The 25,225-nt window shown below is 65.6% G+C and carries 21 protein-coding genes; 14 read left to right on the top strand and 7 right to left on the bottom strand.

Annotation, left to right across the window (positions count from 1 at the left end; genetic code table 11):
* Nucleotides 1-3: 3 nt before the first annotated feature.
* The 3 genes from fdx to lpxO form a co-directional block, all read right to left on the bottom strand.
* Nucleotides 4-336 (bottom strand): ISC system 2Fe-2S type ferredoxin, encoded by a 333-nt coding sequence (gene fdx / locus JAB4_RS15575; protein ID WP_070218706.1) that lies wholly within the window; start codon nt 334-336, stop codon nt 4-6.
* Between the two features lie 61 nt (nt 337-397).
* Complete coding sequence (locus tag JAB4_RS15580) at nt 398-796, bottom strand: DUF6331 family protein (protein ID WP_070218707.1); 399 nt, start codon at nt 794-796, stop codon at nt 398-400.
* 84 nt (nt 797-880) lie between these two features.
* Complete coding sequence (gene lpxO, locus JAB4_RS15585) at nt 881-1,780, bottom strand: lipid A hydroxylase LpxO (protein WP_070218708.1); 900 nt, start codon at nt 1,778-1,780, stop codon at nt 881-883.
* A gap of 142 nt (nt 1,781-1,922) precedes the next feature.
* On the opposite strand from lpxO, the gene JAB4_RS15590 reads away from it, so the two are divergent.
* Together JAB4_RS15590 and JAB4_RS15595 are read left to right on the top strand one after the other, a co-directional pair.
* A complete protein-coding gene (locus JAB4_RS15590) occupies nt 1,923-2,357 on the top strand; it encodes a hotdog fold thioesterase (RefSeq protein ID WP_070218709.1) in 435 nt (144 codons plus the stop codon).
* 292 nt (nt 2,358-2,649) lie between these two features.
* Nucleotides 2,650-4,230 (top strand): methyl-accepting chemotaxis protein, encoded by a 1,581-nt coding sequence (locus JAB4_RS15595; RefSeq protein ID WP_070218710.1) that lies wholly within the window; start codon nt 2,650-2,652, stop codon nt 4,228-4,230.
* A gap of 493 nt (nt 4,231-4,723) precedes the next feature.
* Here the strand turns inward: JAB4_RS15595 and JAB4_RS15600 are convergent, their stop codons facing one another.
* Nucleotides 4,724-6,346: an MFS transporter gene (locus JAB4_RS15600; RefSeq protein ID WP_139143632.1), complete on the bottom strand. Its 1,623-nt coding sequence runs from the start codon at nt 6,344-6,346 to the stop codon at nt 4,724-4,726.
* Between the two features lie 110 nt (nt 6,347-6,456).
* Between JAB4_RS15600 and JAB4_RS15605 the strand changes: the two genes are divergently transcribed.
* The 10 genes from JAB4_RS15605 to JAB4_RS15650 all read left to right on the top strand — a co-directional run bounded on the left by JAB4_RS15605 (nt 6,457) and on the right by JAB4_RS15650 (nt 19,451).
* A complete protein-coding gene (locus tag JAB4_RS15605) occupies nt 6,457-7,350 on the top strand; it encodes a LysR family transcriptional regulator (RefSeq protein ID WP_070218712.1) in 894 nt (297 codons plus the stop codon).
* Entirely contained in the window at nt 7,347-8,057 is a 711-nt protein-coding gene (locus tag JAB4_RS15610) for a DUF6000 family protein (protein ID WP_070218713.1), read from the top strand. The genes JAB4_RS15605 and JAB4_RS15610 overlap by 4 nt, the downstream gene beginning before the upstream one ends.
* Nucleotides 8,058-8,287: 230 nt before the next feature.
* The gene (locus JAB4_RS15615) at nt 8,288-11,332 is read left to right on the top strand and encodes a calcium-binding protein (protein WP_070218714.1); all 3,045 of its coding nucleotides are present in this window, start codon (nt 8,288-8,290) and stop codon (nt 11,330-11,332) included.
* Between the two features lie 102 nt (nt 11,333-11,434).
* On the top strand, nt 11,435-13,633 hold the full coding sequence (locus tag JAB4_RS15620) for a type I secretion system permease/ATPase (RefSeq protein WP_070218715.1): 2,199 nt from the start codon (nt 11,435-11,437) through the stop codon (nt 13,631-13,633).
* Complete coding sequence (locus JAB4_RS15625; protein ID WP_070218716.1) at nt 13,630-14,973, top strand: HlyD family type I secretion periplasmic adaptor subunit; 1,344 nt, start codon at nt 13,630-13,632, stop codon at nt 14,971-14,973. The genes JAB4_RS15620 and JAB4_RS15625 overlap by 4 nt, the downstream gene beginning before the upstream one ends.
* The gene (locus JAB4_RS15630) at nt 14,963-16,360 is read left to right on the top strand and encodes a TolC family protein (protein WP_139143633.1); all 1,398 of its coding nucleotides are present in this window, start codon (nt 14,963-14,965) and stop codon (nt 16,358-16,360) included. The genes JAB4_RS15625 and JAB4_RS15630 overlap by 11 nt, the downstream gene beginning before the upstream one ends.
* 63 nt (nt 16,361-16,423) lie before the next feature.
* Nucleotides 16,424-16,924 carry a VOC family protein gene (locus tag JAB4_RS15635; RefSeq protein WP_217494524.1) on the top strand — a complete coding sequence of 167 codons (501 nt, stop codon included), beginning with the start codon at nt 16,424-16,426 and terminating at the stop codon, nt 16,922-16,924.
* Nucleotides 16,925-17,030: 106 nt separating this feature from the next.
* Nucleotides 17,031-18,260 (top strand): formate-dependent phosphoribosylglycinamide formyltransferase, encoded by a 1,230-nt coding sequence (gene purT / locus JAB4_RS15640; RefSeq protein WP_071650151.1) that lies wholly within the window; start codon nt 17,031-17,033, stop codon nt 18,258-18,260.
* Entirely contained in the window at nt 18,260-18,697 is a 438-nt protein-coding gene (locus JAB4_RS15645; protein WP_070218718.1) for a DUF6678 family protein, read from the top strand. Before purT ends, JAB4_RS15645 begins: the two co-directional genes overlap by 1 nt.
* Nucleotides 18,698-18,713: 16 nt before the next feature.
* Nucleotides 18,714-19,451, top strand: a complete 738-nt coding sequence (locus JAB4_RS15650) for a hypothetical protein (RefSeq protein WP_070218719.1) — start codon at nt 18,714-18,716, stop codon at nt 19,449-19,451.
* On the opposite strand, the gene JAB4_RS15655 is transcribed toward JAB4_RS15650, so the two are convergent.
* On the bottom strand, nt 19,438-20,787 hold the full coding sequence (locus JAB4_RS15655; RefSeq protein WP_083287101.1) for a hypothetical protein: 1,350 nt from the start codon (nt 20,785-20,787) through the stop codon (nt 19,438-19,440). The two genes, JAB4_RS15650 and JAB4_RS15655, sit on opposite strands and share 14 nt — an antisense overlap.
* Before the next feature lie 241 nt (nt 20,788-21,028).
* Here JAB4_RS15655 and JAB4_RS15660 point away from each other — a divergent pair, with 241 nt between their 5' ends.
* Nucleotides 21,029-22,207, top strand: a complete 1,179-nt coding sequence (locus tag JAB4_RS15660; RefSeq protein WP_070218720.1) for a hypothetical protein — start codon at nt 21,029-21,031, stop codon at nt 22,205-22,207.
* Between the two features lie 149 nt (nt 22,208-22,356).
* Nucleotides 22,357-22,689 (top strand): hypothetical protein, encoded by a 333-nt coding sequence (locus JAB4_RS15665; RefSeq protein WP_139143634.1) that lies wholly within the window; start codon nt 22,357-22,359, stop codon nt 22,687-22,689.
* A 70-nt stretch (nt 22,690-22,759) separates the two neighbouring features.
* On the opposite strand, the gene JAB4_RS15670 is transcribed toward JAB4_RS15665, so the two are convergent.
* Together JAB4_RS15670 and JAB4_RS15675 are read right to left on the bottom strand one after the other, a co-directional pair.
* Nucleotides 22,760-24,196 carry a catalase gene (locus JAB4_RS15670; RefSeq protein WP_070218722.1) on the bottom strand — a complete coding sequence of 479 codons (1,437 nt, stop codon included), beginning with the start codon at nt 24,194-24,196 and terminating at the stop codon, nt 22,760-22,762.
* A 282-nt stretch (nt 24,197-24,478) separates the two neighbouring features.
* Entirely contained in the window at nt 24,479-25,171 is a 693-nt protein-coding gene (locus JAB4_RS15675) for a tetratricopeptide repeat protein (RefSeq protein ID WP_083287102.1), read from the bottom strand.
* Between the last annotated feature and the right edge of the window lie 54 nt (nt 25,172-25,225).

Genomic DNA, 25,225 nt, shown 5'->3' on the forward strand with positions numbered 1-25,225 from the left:
GAATTATTCCTTGGCGTGGTTGAGCGTGTACCGGGGCAGTTCGACCGTCAGGTCTTCGTTTGACACGCGCGCCTGGCACGACAGGCGCGAGTGGGGCTGCAAGCCCCAGGCCTGGTCGAGCATGTCTTCTTCATTGTCGCCCAGTGCGTTGAGCGAGTCGAAACCCTGCACCACGACCACGTGACAGGTGGAACAGGCGCCCACCTGGCCGCAGGCATGTTCGATGTCTATCTTGTGAAGCAGCAAGGCGTCGCAGATGCTCATTTGCTCGGGCGCGTCGAGGACGGCGCCGTCGGGAGCGAGCTCGGGATGGGGCAGGACGGTGATTTTTGGCATGCGGGATTCTCCTCGGTTATCTTGCAATACCGTCACCTTGGGCCTTCCCGCCTTGGCAAGGTCAAGCTCCCGCGCGATCCTGCGCGACGATGCACGCGTCGAGATGATCGAGCAATTGCAAGAACACGCGTTTATCCGCAACGTGATTCATCGTGGCGCTCGTCAAGACATCGCTGGCCACCGCCGTCACGGCGGCCCTGGCCTGCGCGCAGGCGGCATGCAGCTGCGCGCGATCGAGTTCCAGCAAGGCCGTATCGATGGCTGCGCGCGTAAAATCGTAGGCATCCATGCCGCAGCAGCCGGCCACGCAATGCGTTTCCAGCCGGCAGATCAGCTGCCACAGTTCCCCCAGCAAGGCATCGATGTCGATCGCCTGGTCATAGCGGCCGTCAAGATCGATGAATTCGATCCAGGCGTCGTCGCCGATCTGGATATCGTACTGGCGGTCGCGTTCTGTCATTTTTCAACATTCTCCGGGTCGGTGGCATCGCATTATAAAAAAACCGCCCGAAGGCGGCTTTCCTATGCGGTGCAAGCAAGGCGCTTAAATAAAATAGATCAGCGCGATGATGCCAATCACGAGCGCCACGCGGGTGACCTGGTAGGCCGTCTTGTTCCACGCCTTGAAGCGGCGGCGGTACTGGCCCATGGTCCAGGAAATCTGGAACAATTTACTCACGCCGCCCACCTGGTCGCCCAGTTCGTTGGGCGAGGCGGCGGCCGTCATCAGCGTGCGGCCCAGCCAGCGGTTCAAGCCTTGCGCCCAGCGGTAGCGCATCGGGCGCTCGATGTCGCAGAACAGGATGATGCGGTCGCTGTCGGCATCGTTGCGGGCCCAGTGGATATACGTTTCATCGAACATCACGGCCTGGCCGTCGCGCCAGCTGTGGCGTTCGCCATCGACGTCGATGAAGCAGCGGTCGTCGTTCGGCGTCTGCAGGCCCAGGTGGTAGCGCAGCGAACCGGCGAACGGGTCGCGGTGCGGGTTGAGCTTGCCGCCTTGCGGCAGTTCCGCGAACATGGCCGCCTTGATGGACGGAATCGATTGCAGCAGCGCATAGGTTTGCGGGCACATCTGCTGTGCCGACGGGTGGTTCGCGTCATACCATTTCAGGTAGAAACGCTTCCAGCCATACTTGAAGAAGGAATTGAAGCCCACGTCATTGTTCTTTTCGGCCGCCTTGATCTTTTTCATTTCCTGCATGCGCAGCGCTTCATCGCGGATGATTTGCCAGTTCTGCTGCAGCGGCGCCAGTTCCGGGAATTGATCGACGGACAGATAGGGCGTGGCCGGCACCTTGGAAAAGGTGTGCATGAACAGGTTCAGCGGCGCCATGAACGAGGAGTGATCGAAGATCTGGCGGCGAAACGGCAGGCGCACCTTGCCTCGAAAATGAATATGTAAAACAGAAAACACAAAAATGCCCAGCAAGGCCCACTTCATACACAACCTCGTTTTGAAAGAATGGGGCAATTATAACCAGTTAATGCCCCGGCTACCCCGTGCCACGGTGAAGGAAAGATGAAGCGGCGCGCGCTGGCGCTCTGTCCTACAATGGCTTTATTTCATCACTGAAGGGGTAACAATGGAAATCTGGCACGCACCGCTTGACCTGGCCGCCCTCAACGCCGCCAGCGAGGGCACGGCCATGCGCCACCTGGGCATCGAATTCTCGGCCTTCGGCCCCGACTGGATCGAGGCGATCATGCCCGTCGACCACCGCACCATGCAGCCTTTCAAGCTGCTGCATGGCGGCGCGTCCGTCCTGCTGGCCGAAACCCTGGGCAGCATGGCCGCGAATGCCTGCCTCGACAGCAGCAAGCAGGTCAGCGTGGGCCAGGAAATCAACGCCAACCACGTGCGCGGCGTGCGCGGTGGCCACGTGACGGGGCGCGCCACGCCCATCCACCGGGGCCGCACCAGCCAGGTCTGGGAAATCCGCATCAGCGACGATGACGGCAAACTGTGCTGCATCTCGCGCATCACCATGGCCGTTATCGACACTCCGGGCGCAGGCTGACGCGGCGGTTCTTGACTTGCATCAAGGCACTAAAAGCGAGCGCGTGGAATCATCCATAACGCTGTTCGCTTATAATTCAGTGTGCTGTTGTATTGCGCGGGGTTTCCAGCCGCGCAACTACATTGCCCGAAATTAAAAGCTGACTGCCCAAAAAACGCCAGTTAGAGACCCATCCTGCGCCATGCGGGAAAGGCAACACGACGGCGAGCAGATCGCTGGTGTCTGGCGAGCCCTAGCGGGGCTTGCCTGGCGGAACCGGCAACAATCAACTTTATACAGGGCAATAACAACAATGATGTCATTCAATCGTTTGACGATAGGCGCGCGCCTGAGCGCAGGCTTCGGGCTGCTGGTCTTGCTGATGCTGGTGCTGGCCGCCTTCGCGCTGCTGCGCATCGGCGCCATCTCCGGCGCCATGGACGCGCAAGACAAAGTACAGCTGGAGAAACTGGACCCTCTGTATGTGGCGCGCGAAGCGCTCGACCAGACGGGCCTGGCCGCCCGCAACGCATATATCTTCCATGACCAGGCCGCCGCCGAAAAGGAGCTGGCCATCCTCGACACCCAGAAAGCGCTGTACCTGGAAGCGCTGGCGAAGCTGGCGCCGCAGTTCGCCGGCGATGCGCAATTCGAGAAAGTCAGCACGGGCCTGAAAACCATGGCGCAGGAATTGCTGCGTCCGCGCCAGTTCCGCGCCACGGGACAGATGGCGCAGTACGGCACTTTCCTCGTCGAGGAGTGCAGCCCCCTGCGGCGCCAGATCGTGTCCGACATCGATGCCGTCCTGAAAAACGTGCAGCGCGAATCGGAGCAGGCCAGCGTGGCCGCGCGCGCCATCTACGGCCAGTCGCTGCGCTGGATCGGCGTGCTGGCCGCGCTCAGCGTGCTCATTTGTATTGCGGTCGCCACCGTCATCACGCGGGGCCTGCTGCGCCAGCTGGGCGGCGAACCTGCGTATGCGGCCACGATCGCCGGACGCATCGCGCTCGGGGAACTGGCCATCGACGTGCATACGCGCCACGGCGACGACAGCAGCCTGCTGTTCGCCATCAAGACCATGCGCGACAACCTGGCCGCCATCGTCGGCAAGGTGCGCCACGGTACGGAAAGCATCGCCACGGCCTCCACCGAGATCGCTACCGGCAACCGCGACCTGTCGCAGCGCACGGAGCAGCAGGCCGGTTCGCTCGAGGAAGTGGCGTCATCGATGGAAGAACTGATTTCCACCGTGCGCCAGAATGCGGACAACGCCCAGCAGGCGAACCACCTGGCGCGCGAAGCGTCGAAGGTGTCGGAGCAGGGCGGCAAGGCCGTGGCCGAAGTGGTGCACACCATGGGTCTCATCAATGCCTCGTCGAACAAGATCGTCGACATCATCGGCGTGATCGACAGCATCGCCTTCCAGACGAACATCCTGGCCTTGAACGCGGCCGTGGAAGCGGCGCGCGCGGGCGAGCAGGGGCGCGGCTTTGCCGTGGTGGCAACGGAAGTGCGCAACCTGGCGCAGCGCTCGAGCGCGGCCGCGCGCGAAATCAAGGCCCTGATCGACGATTCCGTCAGCAAGGTGGGCACGGGCACGGTGCTCGTCGAGCAGGCGGGCGCCACCATGCATGAGGTGGTGGCCGGCATCGGCCGGGTGACGGGCATCATGGCCGAGATCAGCCATGCCACGCAGGAGCAGGGCGCGGGCATCGAGCAAGTCAACCGCGCCATCGTCGACATGGACCGCGTGACCCAGCAAAATGCGGCGCTGGTCGAGCAGGCGGCGGCCGCCGCGCACGAATTGCAGCAGCAGGCGGCGCAGCTGGAACAGGAAGTGGGCATTTTCAAACTGGCCCCGCCGGCGAACGGCCCTTTGCGCCTGGCGGCCTGACGCCGATGGCACGGCGGCACGGCGCGCCGGCAGCCATGCGCCAATAGTCGTATTCCGCGCTACAATGAGCGCTGGATCACCGCCAGGACTACTCATGCAAGTGCGCAGCAGCCATGATCTATCCAGCCCGGACGACGACAAGCCGGCGCCGCCCGTGCTGCAGCTGGCCCTTGCCGGTCTCGGCTGGGGCTTGCTCACCTGCATGCTGTGCTTTGCGATCCTGTTCCTCACGAAATGGCTGCTGCCGCCCGAATACTGGGGCGCGCACACGGGCCTGTCCAAGTTCAAGCGCGAAATGTCGCTGCCGCTGCTGGTGTTCTGGGTCGTCATCTATTCTCCCATCCTGGAAACGTTTCTCGGCCAGTTGCTGCCGCTGGAAATCCTCAAGCGCCTGGGCGCCACCCGGCAGCTGAGCATTTTTATCGGCGCCATCCTGTGGGCCATCGTGCATTACATCAGCGGCGGCTTGCTGCACGCGATTGTCGCGCTCGGTTCAGGCGCCATGTTCAGCTTTGTCTACCTGCGCTACCGCGCGCCCACTGTGGCCGTGGCCTACGCGACAACGACCTTTTCCCGCGCCTGCAACAATATCGCCATCCTTGTCGCGGTGTTTTACGGCCTCGACGCGTAGACGCCTTTCTTTCTTCCTGAGCAAATACGGCAGCAGCGCCGCCAGCGCCACGGCCAGCAGCGCCAGGCCATTCAGCAACTGGCGGAAGGCGGCGTCGTAGCTGGCGCGCAGCAGTGTTTCGTGGCCGCCCAGCAGCTGTGTTGCCTGTTGCATATCGCCAAGCGCGGCGCGGCTGGCGGCCGCCAATAGCGGTAGACCGGCGGGCAGTTGCCGCGCCAGCGCCGCGGCGATCAGGCCGGCCAGCAGGGCGCCAGCCAGGGCAAGCGCCACGCCGTCGGCGCTGATGCGCACGGTATTGAAGATGCCCGTCGCCATGCCGGCCCGCTCTGTGTCCACCACGCTCAATGCCATGCCATCCATCAAGCCCCACGGCAAGCCGATGCCTGCGCCGACCAGCAGCAGGGGGCCGGCCAGCGCCGCGGTGCCGCCATGGCCCGGCACCTGTGCCAGCCAGGTCAGGCCCGCCGCGGCCAGCAGCAATCCCGCCGCGCACAGCATGCCGGCACTGATCCAGCGCGACAGCAGCGCCGCCAGCAAGGGCACGAGCAGCAATGGCGCGGCCAGGGCCACCATCAAGCGGCCCGCCGCCAGCGCGGACATGCCGTCGATGCCGATGAAACGCCCCGGCAGCATGACGATGAGCACGATGAACAGGAAGGCGGGCGAGGTGGCCAGCACTTGCACGGCCACAAAGCGGCGCTGGCGGAACAGGGTCAAGTCCAGCATGGGCTGCGCCGTCCTGCGTTCGATCCTGATAAAAATGAAAAACAGCAGCACCGACGCGGCGACGGGCAGCAGCACGGCCCCGCTGCGCCAGCCGTGTTCGGGCGCCAGCAGCATGCCCAGGGTCAGCAGGCCCAGCGCGGCGCTGAAGCTGATGGCGCCGGGCCAGTCCAGCCGGCCCTTGCCGCGCGGCGGATCGGCCGGCACGTTGCACCAGACCAGCAGCATGCCGATGGCGCCCAGCGCGGCCGTGGCGTAAAAGATGGCGGGCCAGCTGGCCAGCGCCAGCATGGCGCCCGCCGCCAGCGGACCGAAGGCCAGGCCCAGGCCGAACGTCGTGCCCAGCACGCTCATCACGCGACTGCGCGCCGCGCCGTGGAACAATGGCGCCAGCGACGACATGGCAGCGGCGAACGCGGCCGCGCCGCCCAGGCCCTGCACGAAGCGCAGCGCGGCGATCCATGCCACCGAGGGCGCGACGGCGATGGCCAGCGTCGCCGCGCAAAACAGGGCCAGCCCCGCCAGCCACACGCGGCGCCGTCCCAGCACGTCCGTCAGGCTGCCCGCCACCATCATGGCGCTGCCATAGCTGAGGATATACGCATTGACGACCCAGTTCAGGGCGGCGGCGCTGCCGTGCAATTCGGCGCCGAGGGCGGGCAAGGCCACGGCCGGGCCCGTGAAGCACAAGGGAATGAGCAAACCCGTCAGGCAGGCGGCCAGCACTTGCAGCGGGAGAGAAAAGCGGGCGGAAGAGGGCATCGGTGTCGGAGATGAAAGAAAGAGGGACGAGTATGGCGCGCCCGTCATTGAAGAAAAATAGGCTAAACTGCCGAACATATCGGACAAGAATGTCTTCAATGGAAAATCGTATGGATAGCCTGGGCGGCATCGCCATGTTCGTGCAGGTGGCCGACAGCGGCAGCTTTTCGGCCACGGGCCGGCTGCTGGGCCTGTCATCGTCGGCCGTGGGCAAGAGCGTGGCGCGCATGGAAGCGCGGCTCGGCGCGCGGCTGTTCCAGCGCAGCACGCGGCACCTGGCGCTGACGGCCGAAGGAGAAAAATTCCTGCAGCGCTGCAAGCGCATCCTGGCCGAGGTGGCTGCGGCCGAGCGCGAGCTGGGCGAATCGGGCGGCGCGCCGAGCGGCCGCCTGCGCATCAGCCTGCCACGCTACAGCGGCCTGTTCGAGCCGGCCATCGCCGCCTTCATGCAAGCGTATCCCGCCATCGAACTCGACCTCGATTTCTCCGACGCCATGGTCAACATCGTCAGCGACGGCTTTGACACGGCCGTGCGCACGGGCGAACTGGCCGATTCCGGCTTGATGCGGCGCAAACTGTGCACGTTCCGCCGCCTGCTGGTGGCCTCGCCCGCCTACCTGGCGCGCCATGGCCGGCCCGCCGACGGCGCCGAACTGCTGCGGCACCAGCGCCTGCACTACCGTTTTCCCGCCACGGGCCGCCTGGAACAGTGGCCGCTGATGGAGGAGTCTGCCCAGCCGGCACCCGGCATGGTGTGCAACAGCGTGGAAATGCGCGTCTTCCTGGCCGTGCAGGGGCAGGGCATCGCCTACCTGCCCGAATTCGCCGTGCAGCGCGAGCTGGCGGCGGAGCAGCTGGTTTCGCTGCTGGACGAACACACGCAGGCGGCAACGGCATTCTGGCTGCTATGGCCTGCCAGTCGCCACCTGCCGCCGCGCCTGCGCGTATTCATCGATTTCCTGGTGGAACAATTCGATCAGCGTACTTCGGGAGGCTGGCCTTGAGCGATGACAACACCGCCCTGCGGCGCCACGTGGCCGGCGCCACCGTGCGCCACGCCCACCCGTTCAGCATCGCGCCGTTGCCGCCGCAGGAAGCGCTGACGGCGGCCCTGCGCGACGACTGGGTGCGGCCCCTGTACATGGGTCTGCACCAGCCCCAGGCGAGCGCATGCGTGGCGCGGCTGGCGCAGGCCGACGATGCTCTCATCGCCCGCCTGCTGGGGCAATTCGACTGGCGCAGCCGCACGGCGGGCGCCTACCTGGCCGCATTGACGGGGCAGGGCGCCTTCACGGATCAGTTGGGCGGCCTGCTGCTGGCCAGCGAGGTCTGCTACGCGGGCAGCGCGTATTGCCTGGCGCTGGCCGTTTTCGACACGCCCGACAGCCGCGACTACCTGCACCGCTATCTCGAACATTACCTGCGCCAGCCGCAGTTGTACTTTGATCAGGAGCAAGCCATGGCTGCCATCGCCTGGCTCGATGGTCAGCACGGCCGGGATGAGGCGGCGCGCCACGCGCCAGCCTGGACCGGTTTTGCCGCCAGCCGGCCGGGTCTGGCGCTGGACGATGCGCTCGCGGCGTTTGCGGCCAGTATGGACGCTTGCGCACCCTGCAAGCTCTCAGGGCGCCCGCTAAGTAATCCTCAGGAAATTCTTGTGAAGTTTTGCAAGTCAGAAATCACAATAATTTCTTGGGGGTTAGTTACTTAGCATCGCTCCAGCCGCCGACGTCCCATCCCCACGCCGTACGGCCACTCCCTCCCCACATCCCGCTTTCATGACATTTGCGTGACAAATGGCAGTGTTTCCCCGCCTGATCTGTCACTGCAGGGTGCATGCCGAAGCTGCTTTTCGACGCGGCACGACTTTGTCATCCATGCCGGCTTGCGCTGGCATATCCACGCGTGATTTTTTTAAGTTTAACGACAGGAAACTGCAATATGACTAAGAAATTTGAATCCGCCGCCTTCGCGCCATCTTCCGAAGCGGCCGGCGTGTCCGCCATTGACGCCTATCTGAACAGCCTGGCGGCCCCGCAGCGTTTCGTGGGCACGGCGAACGCCGATGTACTCACCGGCACCACGGGCGCGGACGTGCTCGAAGGACTGGCGGGCGACGACACGTATTACGTCAACCATAGCGGCGACGTGGTCGTCGAGCTGGCCAACGGCGGCACCGATACCGTGTACACCAGCGTCAACTACACGGTGGCCGAGAACGTCGAGAACGTCCACCTGACCGCCGCAGGTCTGACGGTGACGGGCAGCGCCACGACCAACAACATCTTTTACGTCGATGTCCCTGGCGGGCACGTGATTGATGGCGGCAGCACGGGCAACGTGGTCAACTACGGCGGCGCAAGCGCGGGAGTGACGGCTGTCTTTGCGCCTGCGGACGGCCCACTAGTGGCGCGTCCTGGCGCTGACGTAGTGAGGAATGTGGCCAGCATCGTCGGCAGCAAGTTCAATGATGTGCTGACCGGCAACGAACTCAGGAATTTCCTTGCCGGCGGTTATGGAAATGACATTTTGCAGGGCGGCAAAGGCGACGATGGCCTGTTCGGCGCGATGGGTGACGATACCTACATTTTCGCCCGCGGCGACGGCGCCGATAACATCACCGAGATGGTGGAGGCGGGCAGCCGCAACGTCGTCTCCTTCCTGGCAGGCGTCAACGCCGACCAGTTGTGGTTCCGCCAGGTGGGCGCGAACCTTGAAGTGAGCACCATCGGCACGGCCGACAGGATCACCATCAATGGCTGGTATAACGCCGGCTCGCCTCCTCGCATCGATGAATTCCGCACAGCCAACGGCCGCGTGCTGCTGGGAAGCGACGTGGAAAACCTGGTGCGGGCGATGGCCGTCCTGGTGCCGCCGCCGGCGGGCCAGCTGACCTTGCCGGCCGGCATCGCCGCCGCGCTGGCACCAGCGCTGGCGCAGAACTGGCGCATGGAAGGGCCGAACCAGCCGACCAACGGCACTTTCACCGGCACGGCGAACCCGGACATCATCAATGGCACGGCGGGCGCCGACGTGATGGCCGGCCTGGACGGCGACGATATCTATTACGTCAACCATGGCGGCGACGCTGTCGTCGAACAGGCGGGCGGCGGACGCGACACAGTCTACACCACCGTCAATCACACCCTGGCCGCCAACGTGGAAGAGGTGCATGTCAGCGCCGCCGGCCTGACGGTGACGGGCAACGGCAACGCGAACGTCTTCCACGTCGATGCCGCCGGCGGCAATGTGCTGCGCGGCGTCGGCGCGAACACTTCGGCCACCTATGCCGCGTCCAGGGCTGGCGTGACGGCCGCCATGATCGCCGTCAACGGTGACGCCACGGCGCGCCCGGGCAGCGATGTGCTGGTCAATATTTCCAACGTGACAGGCAGCGCCCATGACGACATGCTGTCCGGCAACGAGCTGGCCAACACCCTGTCCGGCGGCCTCGGCAACGATACCTTGCAAGGCGGCAAGGGGGACGACGTGCTGACCGGCGGCCTGGGCGACGATACCTATGTCTTTGCGCGCGGCGACGGCGCCGACGTCATCGCCGAGCCCTCGGCCGACGCCAATTACGACAGCATCGCCTTTTTGGCCGGCGTGAACATCGACCAGCTGTGGTTCCGCCAGGTGGGCGCGGATCTGGAAGTGAGCACCATCGGCACGACGGACAAGATCACCATCCGCAGCTGGAACGCGGCTGCGCCGAACATCGAGGAATTCCGCACGGCCGCCGGCCACGTCATGCGCGGCGCCGACGTGCAGCTGCTGGTGCAGGCGATGGCGAACCTGGCGCCGCCGCCGCTGGGCCAGCTGACCCTGCCGGCCGCCACGGCCGCTGCCCTGGCGCCCGTGCTGGCCCAGGCCTGGCACTTCAACGGTCCCACGCAGCCCACGGGGCAGCACTTTGTCGGCACGGCGAACGCCGATGTCATCAACGGCACGGCCGGCGCCGACCTGCTCGAAGGCTTGGGCGGCGACGACACGTATTACGTCAACCACAGTGGCGACTTCATCGTCGAGCGGGGCAACGGCGGCAACGATACCGTCTACACCAGCGTCGATTACACGGTGGCCGACAATGTCGAATACGTGCGCCTCGCCTCTGCCGGCCTGAAGGTGACTGGCAGCGCCTATAACAACAACGTCTTTTATGTCGATACCCCCGGCGGCAATGTGCTCGATGGCGCCGGTGCCGGCAACTCGGTCACTTACAGCGGCGCCAGTACAGGCGTGACGGCCGTCTTCGCGCCCGTTGGTGGCCCCTTGACCGCGCGTCCCGGCGTAGACGTGCTGTCCAATTTCGGCATGCTGTTCGGCAGCAAGTTCGACGATGTGCTGATCGGCAATGAGCTCAAGAACATTCTCTTTGGCGGCTTCGGCAATGATATCTTCCAAGGCGGAAAGGGCGGTGACACTCTGGCCGGCCTTGCGGGCGACGACACCTATATCTTCGCCCGCGGCGACGGCGCCGACATCATCGCTGAGACGGAGGAGGCGGGCAGCCATGACGTCGTGTCCTTCCTGGCCGGCGTCAGCGCCGAGCAGCTGTGGTTCCGCCGGGAGGGCGCCAACCTGGAAGTGAGCACCATCGGCACCACGGACAAGATCACCGTGAATAACTGGTTTGCCGATACGGCCGTGCGCATCGAGGAATTCCGCATGGCCGATGGCCGCGTCTTATTGGGTAGCAATGTGCAAAACCTCGTGCAAGCGATGGCTGGCCTGACGCCGCCGCCGGCCGGCCAGCTGACCTTGCCTGCCGGCACGGCCGCCATCCTGGCGCCGGCGCTGGCGCAAAACTGGCGTGCCGCGCAGCAATTCGGCGCGGCCAGCCAGGGCGGTTCCTCTGCCTGGCAAGCCGATCCGGCGCAGCTGGTGCAAGCGATGGCCGGCTTTGCCGTGCCCGCGGCCGCATCGGCGCCCTGGGCCGGCCACGGCAACCCGTCGACGCAGATCCAGCTGGCGGCAGCGCAATGACCGCTTACGTTGATCGCTTGAGCACGTAGTTCCACCCCCGCGCAGCCGGGCCGGCCTTGCACGTGCCGGCCCGGCTGCGCCATTGATTTCCGACATGATCCGATGACCGTACTTCCCTATCGCCACGCCACTTCGTCCACCGAACCCGCGCCCGACACGGGCCTGCTGTCGCTGCTGCTGATGGCCAGCCTGCACGGCATCGCCGCCGACGGCGCCCAGCTCAAGCACGCTTTCGGCCAGGCCGTGTTTACGCGCCAAACCGTCTTGCTGGCCGCGAAAGGGCTGGGCTTGACGGCCAAGCTGGTGCGCCAGGCGCCCGAACGGCTGGCGCAAGCGCCGCTGCCCGCCATCGCCATCGGTCACGACGGGCGTTTCTTTATTCTCGGCAAGGTCGACAGCAGCGACGGCGCCGTGAGCAAGGTGCTGATCCAGCATCCGGGCCAGCCGCCGCAGATCCTCGGCCGCGACGCTTTTCTCGCCATCTGGTCGGGCGAACTGATCTTTTTTACCAGCAAGGCCAGCTATGCGGGCGAGACGGCCCGCTTCGACTTCAGCTGGTTCATCCCCGCCATCGTCAAATACCGCAGGCTGCTGGGCGAAGTGCTGCTCATTTCCTTCGTGCTGCAGCTGATCGGCCTGGCCACGCCCCTGTTTTTCCAGGTGGTGATGGACAAGGTGCTGGTCAACGACGCCATGCAGACCCTGAACGTGGTGGCCATCGGCCTGGTCTGCGCCATCGTCTTCGAGGCGGCGCTGGGCCTCATCCGCACGTATGTTTTCGCGCGCACCAGCAGCAAGATCGACGTGGAACTGGGCGCGCGCCTGTTCCGCCACCTGCTGGCCCTGCCGATCGCGTATTTCCAGGCGCGCCGCGTGGGCGATTCCGTGGCCCGCATCCATGAACTGGAAAACATCCGCTCATTTCTTACCGGCAACGCCATGACCCTGGTGCTCGACGTGCTGTTTTCCTTCATCTTCATCGCCGCCATGCTGTGGTACAGCGCGGCGCTCAGCGTGGTCGTGCTCGCGTCTATCCCCGTCTACGCGGTCCTGTCGATGCTGCTCACGCCCGTGCTGCGGGGGCGCTTGAACGACAAATTCAACCGCAGCGCGGAAAACCAGTCTTTTCTGGTTGAAACGATCAGCGGCGTCGATACCGTCAAGGCCATGGCCGTCGAGCCGCGCTGGCAGCAGCAGTGGGAAAGGCAGCTGGCCGGCTATGTCTCGGCGGGCCTGTCGGCGAACAACATCGGCATGCTGGCCAGCGGCGGCGTCACCCTGGTGAGTAAACTGGTGACGGCGGCCATCATGTGGTGGGGCGCCACCCTCGTCATCGACGGCAGGATGACGGTGGGCGAGCTGGTGGCTTTCAACATGCTGGCGGGACAGGTGGCCTCGCCCATCCTGCGCCTGGCGCAGCTGTGGAACGATTTCCAGCAAGTGGGCATCTCCATGAGCCGGCTGGGCGACATCCTCAACGCCCGCACGGAAGCGGGTAGCCAAGACGCGGGCAACCAGAAGGCGCGCCTGCCGCGCATCGCCGGCGCCATCGACTTCCAGCAGGTGGGTTTCCGCTACCGCCCGGACGCGGCCGAGGTGCTGCGCGAGGTGTCGATCGCCATCGCACCCGGCGAGGTGATCGGCATCGTCGGGCGTTCCGGCTCAGGCAAGAGCACCCTGACGCGGCTGGCGCAGCGCCTGTACATCCCCGAACGGGGCAGGGTGCTGATCGACGGGCAGGACATCGCCGTCATCGACACGGCGTCACTGCGGCGCCAGATCGGCGTGGTGCTGCAGGAAAACATCCTGTTCAACCGCTCCGTGCGCGACAATATCGCCCTGAGCGACCCGGCGCTGCCCATCGATGCGGTCATTGCCGTGGCGAAACTGGCGGGCGCCCACGATTTTATCTGCGAGCTGCCGGAAGGCTATGACACCATGGTGGGCGAGCACGGCACGGGCTTGTCGGGCGGCCAGCGCCAGCGCATCGCCATCGCCCGCGCCCTGATCGGGGACCCGCGCATCCTGATTTTCGACGAAGCGACGAGCGCGCTCGACTACGAGTCGGAAAAGATTATCCAGGACAATATGCGCGGCATTTGCGCGGGACGCACGGTACTCATCATCGCCCACCGCCTGTCGGCCGTGCGCGAAGCGAACCGCATCGTCGTCATGGAGCGGGGGCAAGTGGCGGAACTGGGCAGCCACGACACGCTGCTGAAACGGCCGGGCGGCATCTATGCCCATTTGTACAGCCTGCAGCAGGGTACGCACGGGAGCGCAACAGGGGACGCAACATGAGTGCCGGCCACCGTCTCGCCGCATATGGCGAATTGTTGCAACGCTATGGCCAGGTACTGCGGCATAGCTGGCGCCACCGCGCCGCATTGGGCGGCCCCGTGCTCAGCGAAGACGAGGCGGCCTTTTTGCCGGCCGCGCTGGCGCTGCAGGAGCGGCCCGTGTCGCCGTCGTTGCGCCTGACGGCCAGGGTGCTGATGCTGCTGGTCGGCTGCGTGGTGCTGTGGGCCGTTTTTGGCAAGGTCGACATCATCGTCCATGCGGCGGGCAAGATCATTCCATCCGGTAACACCAAGACCATCGCTTCCGTCGACGTGGCGGCCGTGCGCGCCCTGCACGTGCGCGAGGGACAGGCCGTGCAGGCGGGCCAGCTGCTGGTGGAACTCGACAGCCGGGGACCGGACGCCGAGCGCGACAAGGCGGCCGGCGACGCCGTGGCGGCCGCGCTGCAGGTGGCCCGCGCGCGCGCGCTGATCGCCGCCGTCGACACCCTGACGATGCCGAAGCTGGCGGCGCCGGACGCGATCCCGGCCCTCGAGCGCGCCGCCGCGCAGGCGCACGTGGACGGGCAGTACGCGAGCTTTCGCGCCCGGCTGGCGCACCTCGACGGCGAAATCGCCCGCTACGCCCAGGCGCTGCCATTGGCGGCCCAGCGGGCCGGCGATTACCGGGCACTGCTGGCCACGCGCGACGTGGCCGAACACGCGTGGCTGGAGAAGGAACAGGCGCGCATCGACCTGGCCGGCCAGCTGGCGTCGGCCCGCAGCGAACGGGCGGCCCTGGTGGCGCAAACGCGGAAAGATGCGTACGACGCGCTGGCGGAAGGGGCGCGAGTGGCGGCGGCCAGCGGCCAGGATGCGCGCCGCGCGGGCGCCCGCGGCAGCCTGCTGCGCCTGACGGCCCCCGTCGACGGCACGGTGCAGCAACTGAAGGTGCATACGGTGGGCGGCGTGGTGCCGGCCGCGCAGGCGCTGATGCAGATCGTGCCGCGCCAGGGCAGGCTGGAAATCGACGCCATGCTGGAAAACCGCGACGTGGGCTTCGTGCAGGCAGGGCAGGCGGTGGCCGTCAAGATCGACGCCTTCGACTACACCAAGTATGGCACCGTGCCCGCCGTCGTCAGCAGCGTCTCGCGCGACTCCATCGAGGATGAAAAAAAGGGGCCCGTCTACGCCGTCAGGATCACCTTGCGCCAGCCGTCCATCGTCGTCGACGGCAGATTGGTGCCGCTGTCGGCCGGCATGGCCGTGCGCGCGGAAATCCGCACGGGCACGCGCAGGGTGGTCGAATACGTGCTCTCGCCGCTGGTGCGGCACCAGAAGGAGGCGCTGCATGAACGCTAGGCACGCCGCCATTTTCTTCGCCGCCGGTTTGTTCCTGGCCGGCGCGCCAGTCCGGGCGCAGATGTTGGACGCCGCGCCATGCCCGTCCACGTACGAGGGCGATGTGCCGTTGACCCTGCCGGCGGCCGTCGACCTGGCCCTGTGCCGCAACGCGCAGGTGCACGGCGCCTGGGCCGGCATCCGGCTGCAGGCGGCCGGCGTGGGCGAGGCCAGGGCCGCCTACCTGCCCACCCTGAATGCGGGGCTGAGCCGGGTGCACGACCGCACGGCCTATCCAGGCGCCGGCACGCCTTCCGGCAGCCTGAACAGCAATACGGGTTCGCTGAGCCTGTCCTGGCGTTTGTTCGACTTCGGCGGGCGCGCGGCGGGCCAGCGTTCCGCGCAAGCCATGCTGGACGCGGCCCTGGCCAACCGCGACGCCGTGCTGCAAAAGACCCTGGCGGCGACGGTCAGCGCGTATTTCGAGGCGCAGACGGCGCGCGCCAGCGTGCGCATGCGGCAGGAATACCAGACGCTGGCCAATGAAACGGTGCAGGCCACGCAGCGCCGCGCGCAGCGGGGCCTCGGCTCGCACAGCGACACCCTGCAGGCGGCCAGCGCCCTGGCCAAGGCGGCCCTGGGCGCCAGCCGCGCCGACGGCGAGTTCCACAAGGCCCGTGCCGTGCTGGTCTACACGCTGGGTTTGCCGGCCGATGCGGGCGTGATCTTGGACGACGACGCGGACGGCGCGGCGGCGGGCCTGCGCGAGGGTTTGCAAGATGAGCTGCACGCCTGGCTGGCGCTGGCCCAGGCGCGCCATCCGGCCATACTGGCGGCGCAGGCGCAGCTGGCGGCGGCGCGCGAACGGGTGGAGATTGCCCGCTCGGAGGGCCGCCCCAGCATCGACCTGACGGCCAATATCTACCAGAACGGCCGGCCCAACCAGGGCTTGTCGCCGGCTTCCACGCGCGAAACGCTGGTGGGCATCTCGCTCAACATACCCCTGTTCGACGGCTTTGCGCGCCACTACAAGGTGCGCGGCGCGCAGGCGCAGGCGGGGCAAAGGGAAGCCGAGGCTGAGGAAGTGCAGCAGCAGACCCTGATGGAACTGGTGAAAACGCATGCGGAAGCCAGCATGGCGCTGGCCAACCTGGCCGCGTCGCAAGCGTGGCTGGATGCGGCGCAGGATGCGCTGGCCAGCGTGCGGCGCAGGTTCGGCCTGGGCGCGGCCGATATCCTGGAAATGCTGAACACGCAGTCGGCGCTGCTCGAGGCGCAGCAGGAGCGCATCCGTTGCCAGGCGGAATGGCGATCGGCCCGGCTGCGGCTGCTGGCCAGCGCCGGCATGCTGGCGCGCGACGACGTCGCGCAAGGGGGAGGCAAATTGCGCGCCCCGGCGGCGCAATAATGACTATATTGGTGGCGGTCCTTCCCGCACAGGGAAGGCGTTCCTGTTTCGGACTAGGGAGACATCATGCATAGCGTACAAAAGATTACCCCATGTTTATGGTTCAACGGCAACGCCGAGGCGGCGGCCCGGTTTTATACGGAAATATTTCCCAATTCGAAGATCGGCCAGATCCTGCGTTATGGCGAGGAAGGCAAGGAAATCCACGGCCAGGAGCCGGGCAGCGTGCTGACGGTGGCCTTTGAACTCGATGGCCAGACGTTTACGGGCTTGAACGGCGGGCCGCAATTCCAGTTTTCCGAAGCGATCTCGTTCCAGGTCAATTGCGAAACCCAGGATGAAGTCGACCACTACTGGAACCTGCTGTCCCGGGGCGGGCCGCCGGAAGCGCAGCAATGCAGCTGGCTCAAAGACCAGTTCGGGGTATTGTGGCAAATCGTGCCCACCCTGATGATCAAGCTGCTGGGCGACCCCGATCCCGTCAAGGCCGGGCGCGTGATGAAGGCCATGATGGGCATGAAAAAGATCGACATCGAGCAGATCAAGCGCGCGTACGCGGGCTAGCCTGTCACGCGGGGCAGGGGGCGCACGCCAGCGGCGCACCCTGTCCAAGATGGCCGGCATTTGCTATAGTTCCGGCCATCTTTCCATTGCCAGATTGACCCTGCCCATGACTATCAGCACCAGCAGCACCATCGCTCCCCGCACTTTCGGCACACCGCTGTCTTCCACCGCCATCAAAGTCATGTTGCTGGGTTCCGGCGAACTGGGCAAGGAAGTGATCATTGCGCTGCAGCGCCTGGGCGTGGAAGTGATCGCCGTCGACCGCTATCCGAACGCGCCGGGCCATCCCGTGGCGCACCGCTCGCACGTGATCGACATGAGCGACGGCGTGGCGCTGGCCGCCCTGATCGACCTGGAAAAGCCGGATTTGATCGTGCCGGAAATCGAAGCCATCGCCACCGACACCCTGGCGGCGCTGGAAGCGGCCGGGCAGATCACGTGCATCCCGAACGCGCGCGCGGCCGTGCTGACGATGAACCGCGAGGGCATCCGCACCCTGGCGGCCGAAACCCTGGGCGTGGCCACGTCGCCATACCGCTTCGCCAGCAGCCTGCAGGAGTTGCAGGCCGCTTGCCAGGAGATCGGCTTCCCGTGCGTGGTGAAACCCGTGATGTCGTCGTCGGGCAAGGGCCAGTCCAAACTCGATAGCGCCGCTGACGTGGACGCCGCATGGGCGTATGCGGCCAGCGGCAGCCGGGTCGATACGGGCCGCGTCATCGTCGAAGGTTTCATCGACTTCGACTACGAAATCACCCTGCTGACGGTGCGCGCCGTCGGTGCTTCGGGGCAGATCGAAACGCAGTTCTGCGAGCCGATCGGCCACTTGCAGGTACACGGCGACTACGTGGAATCGTGGCAGCCGGCCCGCATGGCGCCGCTCGCCCTCGAGCGTTCGCGCGAGATCGCCCGCAAGGTGACGGACAACCTGGGCGGCCTGGGCCTGTTCGGCGTGGAGCTGTTCGTCAAGGACGACATGGTGTGGTTCTCGGAAGTGAGCCCCCGTCCGCACGACACGGGCATGGTCACGATGGCCAGCCAGGTGCAGAGCGAATTCGAGCTGCACGCGAAAGCCATCCTCGGTTTGCCCGTCAACGTGGCGCTGCGTTCGCCCGGTGCCTCGGCCGTCATCTACGGCCAGCTGGAAGCGAAAGGCATCGCCTTCGAAGGCGTGGCCGACGCCTTGAAGGTGCCGGGCGCCGATTTGCGCCTGTTCGGCAAGCCGGAATCGTTCGCCCGCCGCCGCATGGGCGTGGCACTGGCCACGGCCGACGATATCGACACGGCCCGCCAGCGCGCCGTGCTGGCCGCGTCCAAAGTCAAGCCGGTGGCCCGCTGATGGCAGAGGCCAGCCTGCCGCTGGCCGACGCCGGCGGCGACGACATCAAGCGCAAGCTGCGCGGCCACATCGCGCGGCGCAACCTGGCCGGCGCCGCCAACGACTGCAAGTGGAACGAACTGCTGGCCGTCATGCGCGGGCGGACCGACTGGGTGCCGTCGTACCGCTACGGTTCCGTGTCCGGCTACGTGTCGCGCTGGGACACGGAGTGGGATTATCACCCGCCGTTTCCGTTCCTGGGCGTGGAGTGGTTCGACATCAGCCTGTACTCGGAAGAATACGTGGCCATGCTGCTGCCGAAGAAAATCATCGACCATGGCGTGTGGATCGTGCCGGAACTCCAACGCATCGGCTTCGATTTCGAGGTGCGGGACCGGGTGGCGCGCATCTGGGGCTATCTGCCCCGTTCCTACCATGACTTCCCGCCTGCTGACTAATTCAATGAGTATTGATATGCCTGGAAACGATATTCCACAAGTACCGCAACCGGACGACGCCGTCGTCGGCAAGGAAGCGGGCGCGCAAATGCTGGCCGCGGCTTGCGCCGCGCGCGACGCCTTTTATGCCACCCTGGGCACCGTAGACACTGACGTGCTGGCGCCGCTGGTCAACCCGGCCTTCATGGGTGGTCCGCGCTGGCCATCGCTGCGCCAGGCCTGGAGGGTGATCCGCCGGGCCGATACCATCATCATCGCCAGCGATGGCTTGAGCGATCCGTTCGAGGATGACGACGACGTGTTTGTGCCGCGCGGCCACCTGCTGGAAGTGTGCATCGAGGCGCCGCTGTCCGCCTTTGACGGCAAGGACGTGGCGCATTCCTGGCTGTTCGACCTGATCTACCAGGTCAGCCAGAACGTGGCCGACCATGGCTCCATCGACTTGCTGGTGCAGCGCCACGGCAGCGTCTCGATGGTGCTGGACGTGCGCGATGCGCCGGCAGGCCTCGAAGACGAGCACGAACAGGTGGGCGTGCTGCTGGCCCAGGGCGCAAGCAGCATCGCGCCATCGTTCGATACGCCATATGGCGAAGTGATGCTGCTCGCCGTCACCGCGCTGCAGCCGGCCGAACTGGCGTTCATCAGCGAGGCCGCCGACAAGGCGCAATCGCGGCGCGACCTGGCTGCCACGCTGGCCGCCTCGCCGACGGGGCATTGGAGCGTGGCCCAGCGGCCGGCCGTCATTCCCCGCTAGATTCTTCGACCGGCGGCACGGCCGGTTCCTCGGTTTTCCGTGCTTCCTTCGCTTCAACGACGGCCGGCGCCGGCGGCGGCTCGCGCCACTTGCCCGCCGCCTTCAGCTTGTTCTTCAGCCCCGGCAAGGGGAAGCCCAGCGCATAGGCTTTTTGCGCATGCGCGCTGGCCTTGTCGTATTCCTTCTTTTTCACATACATCAAGCCCAGGTTGTACTGGATGGTGGCCTGCTCGGGCGCCAGGCGGCTGGCCGCATCCAGCTGTTCCAGCGCCATCGCATCCTGGCCCGTGGCCAGCAGGTAGTTGCCAAACACCATGCGCGCCGTCACGTCCTGCGGCGCGAAGGCGATCGCCCGTTCGAAGTAGCAACTGACCGTGTAGCGGGCGCCCACCGGCTGCGCGCTTTTCAGCCGCAATCCCAGCTTGGCCATCGACGCCAGCGCCCGGTGGTGGTTCGGGAAGTGCTCCAGGGTGTAGAGAAATTCGCGCTTGACCTTGAGGATTTCGATCATTTCCAGCATGCCGCGGCTGGCCGCATACACGGCGCCCGACCAGGACCATGCGCGCGGATCGCCCTCGTCGCCGTACTGCGCCACTTTCGACAGGTCGACGGAGCCCACGAGGTCGGCCAGGTCGGCCGTGGTGGGATCGTGCGGCGCATATGTGCCGATGCCGCAGCGGCCCGCCTCGGACAGGTGGATGCGCTCGACGGGCATGCGCAGGAAGTCGCCCCCGTACTGTTCTTCCAGGCGGGCGCGGCAATGGGGACACAGTTCGCCGTGCAGTTCGGCATCATAGCTGGCGCGAAAGTCGGCGCGCATGCTGTGCGGCACCAGATGCAGCGGCGATTCGTGCACGGGACAGCCGGCGATGCCATATAGCGCGCCTTCACTGCTGTGGCTGTATTCTTCCAGCCCCCGCTTGAGCAGGATCACCATGGTCGACTTGCCGCCCGATGGCGGGCCCAGCAGCAACAGCATGCGCCGGCCCACTTCGGAGCCGGCGGCGGCCGCCTTGAAGTAGGCGGCGACCCGGTCGATCGCCTCGTCGATGCCGAACAGCTCGTCGTCGAACAGGCGGCAGCGGAAGCGCCCGCTGTCGTCGGTCTGGCCGTTCCAGCGCATCATGTCCCACAGATACTGGTGCGCGCTGCGCGTCAGCAGGCCGGCGCGGCCGGGCAGGATTTGCTCGATGAAGTCGGCAAAACTGCCACGCCAGGGACTGATGCGGTGTTTTTCCGCCCAGGCCGCCATGCCGTGCACAAAACCCGCATGCTGGCCTTGCTCGCCCGCAGGCGCGTCGTCATCGGATTGGTGTGGCCTACCAGGAATCGTCATTATTTTCCCATCCATACCGTTGCTGCCGTGTGCAGGCCCAGTTCCAGCCTGCCAGTCAAGTATACGACGCTGCCTCTGCCCGCACGACTGATCTCGCTCAACCTTGACGAGGGAACTATTTTTATCCTCGCCGCGCCCATTGAGACAGGGCAGCCATGCGTCAGCGCGGTTCAATCCAGATCAATACTGGCCTGCGCGGCACGTCCACACTGGTCTTGCGACGACCCACGAGGAGAACATAATGATAGGTAGCGAGAATGGTTTCAGCGCCCCGCCTGGCGGCAGCGGCAGGGGACAAAGCGCGGACGACGAAGAGGCCGTCGGCCAGTTTGCCGCCCCCGGCGAAGACGACCATACGATCGAGAGCGCGTCCGTCTCGGAGGTACCCGACGCCTTGAGCGGCGTCAGCATGGAATTGCTGGAAATCAAGCGCAGCATCGAAGACGGCATGCGCCAGGGTATTTCCCAGGCGGGCGGCGTGCGCGCGGCCGACGCCTTCAGCGACGGCGGCAATATCCAGGGCGTGTCCATCGGCCTGGGCGAGGGCGCCAGCGACAGCTCGTCCGGCGAGCCGGGCTTGCCGGCCCTGACCCTGTACGTGGCCGAACCCACCTCCGTCGACCGCGCAAAGGCCGCCATCGTGGGGGCCATGGGCGTGCGCGCCGTGGCCAGCGACAAGGTGCCCGTCAACATCGTCGTCACGGGCGTGATCGATGCGCAACCGCACCGTTTCCGCTTGCGCCCGGCGCCGGGCGGCGTGTCGGTCGGGCATTTCCGCATCACGGCCGGCACCATCGGCTGCCTGGCCGTGGGCCGCAGCGCGCCGCGCAGCGGCCGCTTGATGATCCTGAGCAATAATCACGTGCTGGCCAATTCCAACGGCGGCGTGTTCAACGATTGCATCGTGCAGCCTGGTCCCATCGACGGGGGACGTTGTCCGCAAGACCAGGTGGCCGTGCTCGAGCGTTTCGTGCCCATCAATTTCAGCGGCGGCGTCAATTACGTCGATTGCGCTACCGGCTGGGCCTGGCCTGACCGCGTGCGGCCCGAACTGGTCTACCTGAGCGGCGGCGTGCCCGCCTACTTCCGTATCAGCAATGCGCTGGTGGCCCCCGCGTTGGGCATGATGGTCGGCAAGTCCGGCCGCACGACGCAATTGACGCAGGGCCGCATCACGGGCCTGGGCGCCACCATCAACGTCAATTACGGCGGCGGCAGGATCGCGCTGTTCCAGGACCAGATCGCCATCACGGGCGTGAGCGGGGCGTTCAGCGCGGGCGGCGATTCGGGTTCGTCCATCTGGACCTGGAACCAGCAGCGCAATCCCGTCGGCCTGCTGTTTGCGGGCGGCAACAACATCACGTTTGCCAACCAGATGCGGCGCGTGGTGGCGGCGCTCGACATCAATTTGTACACCTGAGCACGCTGCCAGGTGCCGCCTTGCATAACGCTGCTTTTTGCACGATGATGATTGTATGAGAGGCCGCAGCCATGCATGGTTGTGCCCGGCGAACGGCGCTGCAGCGCCGGATGGCCGGGTGTATCATGGAATGCCTCAGGAGGGTTGTCATGTCAAACAGTAAATTCGTACCATCGCCATATGCCGTCTTCGAAGACGCTGCCATGCCGTACTTACCGGATGAGATTCCTGGACAGGGCATGGGGCAGTACACCCCGGCCGCGCCCCACGGCCGCCTGGAAGCGGCAAAGCGGCGCAACGAGCGGGCGCTGATGGCCATCGACGGCGTGGAAGGCGTCAGCGTGGGACACACGGCCGTGGGCAAGGACGCGCTCGTCGTGTATTTGCGCGACTCGTCCGTCAAGCGGCGCGTGCCGTCGCAGGTCGAGGGCTATCCGGTGGAAACGAGCATCACTGGCCAGATCGATATCCAGCGCTGGTAGGCAGGCCTGGCCGCGGATCGTTGCGGCGGAAGGCCTGTTGCCAGGCCTTCCGGGTTCCTTTCAGCCGGCCCTACTTGCTCAGGCGGCTGATCGCTTCGGCCACGCCCGCGCCATAGGCGGGGTCGCACAGCGTGCAATTGCCGATGTGGCGTTGCTTGACTTGCTCCGAAGCGCCCGAGATGGCGCGCGCCGTGTTGTCGAACAGCGCCTGCTGCTGTGCCGGCGTCATCAGCTGGAACAGGGCGCGCGGCTGCGAATAGTAATCCTCGTCGACCCTGTGGTTCCAGTGGTCGGCCGCGCCTTCGATGCTCAATGGCGGTTCGCGGAAGTCCGGCTGCTCGGCCCATTCCTGCTCGCTGTTCGGCTCATAGCCCAACGTTCCTCCCTGGTTGCCGTCGACGCGCATCTGGCCGTCGCGGTGGTAGCTGTGGAACGGGCATTTCGGCGCGTTGACAGGGATATGGCTGTGGTTGACGCCGAGGCGGTAGCGCTGCGCGTCGCCATACGAAAACAGCCGGCCTTGCAGCATCTTGTCCGGCGAAAAGCTGATGCCGGGCACCACGTTGGCCGGGTTGAAGGCCGATTGTTCCACTTCCGCGAAATGGTTGTCGGCATTGCGGTTCAGTTCCAGCACGCCCACCTCGATCAGCGGATAGTCGCCGTGCGGCCATACTTTCGACAGGTCGAACGGGTTCAGGTGATACGTGCCAGCCTCTTTCTCCGGCATGATCTGCACGTACAGGGTCCAGCGCGGGAAATCCTTGTTTTCGATGCTTTCATACAGGTCGCGGTGCGAGCTTTCGCGGTCCTTGCCGACCAGTTCCTCGGCTTGCGCATCCGTCAGGTTTTGTATGCCTTGCTGGGTTTTAAACGTGAACTTGACCCAGAAACGCTCGTTTTGCGCATTCAGGAAGCTGAAGGTATGGCTGCCGAAGCCATGCATGTGGCGGAAACTGCGCGGCAAGCCCCGGTCGCTCATCACCACCGTCACCTGGTGCAGCGCTTCGGGCAGCGAAGTCCAGAAATCCCAGTTGCTGTTGGGGCTGCGCAAGCCCGTGCGCGGGTCGCGTTTGATGGCGTGATTCAAATCGGGGAATTTCAACGGGTCGCGCATGAAAAACACGGGCGTATTGTTGCCGACCAGATCCCAGTTACCTTCTTCCGTATAAAACTTCAGGGCGAAGCCGCGGATATCGCGTTCCGCATCGGCCGCGCCCCGTTCGCCGGCCACCGTGGAAAAGCGCGCAAACATCGGCGTTTGCTTGCCCACTGCGCCAAAAATCTTGGCCCGCGTGTAGCGCGTGATGTCGTGCGTGACGGTAAACGTGCCGTGCGCGCCCGATCCCTTGGCATGCATGCGGCGCTCGGGAATCACTTCACGGTCGAAGTGGGCCAGCTTTTCCAGGAACCAGACATCTTGCAACAGGGCGGGGCCGCGGGGGCCGGCCGTCTGGATATTCTGGTTGTCGACGACAGGCGCGCCAAAGGCGGTGGTCAGCTTTTTCATTGGACTCTTTCTTTCATGGCTAGGCAGAGCAATGGACGCACCGGCGCTACTCAAACACTGGCTGGGCTGAATGCACACTCACCGGGGCTGGTCCAGAGTAAAATTTCTAAAATGCAAACCAGTGTAAACTTTTTGGTACGGGATGGCTTGCCACGCCGTCCGAGCAAGCTCAGCCGGCGTACTTGCATCATAAGCGCTCCATCGCTGCCGCTCCCGCACGCTTGCAAGTTGCAAGTATATAAAGGCGGGCACCGCTCACGCCACTGGCCTTTTGTCCAGGCCCTAGAACTTGTTCCAGTTGTTATGCCGGTGCTCCGTCGCTTCCTTCATCAGGTGGCCCGCGCGCAGGGCGTCGTCGGCCTGCACCGTCATCGCCAGCTCCTGGAGGGCGGGCGGGTAGTCGTGGTGGGCCGCTTCTTCCAGCAACTCACGGCCCTTGGCCAGGTCGCGCGGCACGCCGCGGCCTTCGCGGTAGGCGTTGTACAGCAGGAACATGGCGTGTGGATTGTCCAGTTCGCTGGACTTGGCCAGCCAGTGCGCCGCTATGACGGGATCTTGCGGCACGCCTTCGCCATTCGCCGCCAGCAGGCCCAGCATCAGAGCCGCCTTCGCATGGCCTTGCTGCGCCGCTTGCCGGTACCACAGCCAGGCTTGGGCCGGCGTGGCCGCGCGCAACATCTGGCCCAGCTCGAACGCCGCTTCCGTGTCGCCGGCGCGGGCCGCCTGTTCGAACAGACTCAGCGCCTCGGCGCGGCGCTCAGGGCGTGGCTGGTAAATCAGCGCCAGTTCGCGTTCGGCGACGGGCATGTCCTTGCCGGCCCAGCTGCGTACCTTGCGTTCGGCCTGGTGGTCGCCCGCCTGGCGCGCGAGCATGGCCACGGCTTCGATTTCCGCCGCCGTGGGTGGTGGCGACGACTGGCAGGCGGCCAGGACGGTAGCCAGCACGACGGCGGGAAGGGAGAGGGCGTGTTTCATCTGGATGAACTTTCATCAAAACAGGCCGGAACTGACGCAGTTCCGGCCCATGGA

Origin of the sequence: Janthinobacterium sp. HH102, assembly GCF_001758625.2 — a bacterium.
In the GTDB taxonomy this organism is placed as follows: domain Bacteria; phylum Pseudomonadota; class Gammaproteobacteria; order Burkholderiales; family Burkholderiaceae_D; genus Janthinobacterium.

Coding starts and splice junctions, on each gene's coding strand:
- fdx (WP_070218706.1), bottom strand. CDS start 336: ATGCCAAAAATCACCGTCCTGCCCCATCCCGAGCTCGCTCCCGACGGC.
- JAB4_RS15580 (WP_070218707.1), bottom strand. CDS start 796: ATGACAGAACGCGACCGCCAGTACGATATCCAGATCGGCGACGACGCC.
- lpxO (WP_070218708.1), bottom strand. CDS start 1,780: ATGAAGTGGGCCTTGCTGGGCATTTTTGTGTTTTCTGTTTTACATATT.
- JAB4_RS15590 (WP_070218709.1), top strand. CDS start 1,923: ATGGAAATCTGGCACGCACCGCTTGACCTGGCCGCCCTCAACGCCGCC.
- JAB4_RS15595 (WP_070218710.1), top strand. CDS start 2,650: ATGATGTCATTCAATCGTTTGACGATAGGCGCGCGCCTGAGCGCAGGC.
- JAB4_RS15600 (WP_139143632.1), bottom strand. CDS start 6,346: ATGCCCTCTTCCGCCCGCTTTTCTCTCCCGCTGCAAGTGCTGGCCGCC.
- JAB4_RS15605 (WP_070218712.1), top strand. CDS start 6,457: ATGGATAGCCTGGGCGGCATCGCCATGTTCGTGCAGGTGGCCGACAGC.
- JAB4_RS15615 (WP_070218714.1), top strand. CDS start 8,288: ATGACTAAGAAATTTGAATCCGCCGCCTTCGCGCCATCTTCCGAAGCG.
- JAB4_RS15620 (WP_070218715.1), top strand. CDS start 11,435: ATGACCGTACTTCCCTATCGCCACGCCACTTCGTCCACCGAACCCGCG.
- JAB4_RS15625 (WP_070218716.1), top strand. CDS start 13,630: ATGAGTGCCGGCCACCGTCTCGCCGCATATGGCGAATTGTTGCAACGC.
- JAB4_RS15630 (WP_139143633.1), top strand. CDS start 14,963: ATGAACGCTAGGCACGCCGCCATTTTCTTCGCCGCCGGTTTGTTCCTG.
- purT (WP_071650151.1), top strand. CDS start 17,031: ATGACTATCAGCACCAGCAGCACCATCGCTCCCCGCACTTTCGGCACA.
- JAB4_RS15645 (WP_070218718.1), top strand. CDS start 18,260: ATGGCAGAGGCCAGCCTGCCGCTGGCCGACGCCGGCGGCGACGACATC.
- JAB4_RS15650 (WP_070218719.1), top strand. CDS start 18,714: ATGCCTGGAAACGATATTCCACAAGTACCGCAACCGGACGACGCCGTC.
- JAB4_RS15655 (WP_083287101.1), bottom strand. CDS start 20,787: ATGACGATTCCTGGTAGGCCACACCAATCCGATGACGACGCGCCTGCG.
- JAB4_RS15660 (WP_070218720.1), top strand. CDS start 21,029: ATGATAGGTAGCGAGAATGGTTTCAGCGCCCCGCCTGGCGGCAGCGGC.
- JAB4_RS15665 (WP_139143634.1), top strand. CDS start 22,357: ATGTCAAACAGTAAATTCGTACCATCGCCATATGCCGTCTTCGAAGAC.
- JAB4_RS15670 (WP_070218722.1), bottom strand. CDS start 24,196: ATGAAAAAGCTGACCACCGCCTTTGGCGCGCCTGTCGTCGACAACCAG.
- JAB4_RS15675 (WP_083287102.1), bottom strand. CDS start 25,171: ATGAAACACGCCCTCTCCCTTCCCGCCGTCGTGCTGGCTACCGTCCTG.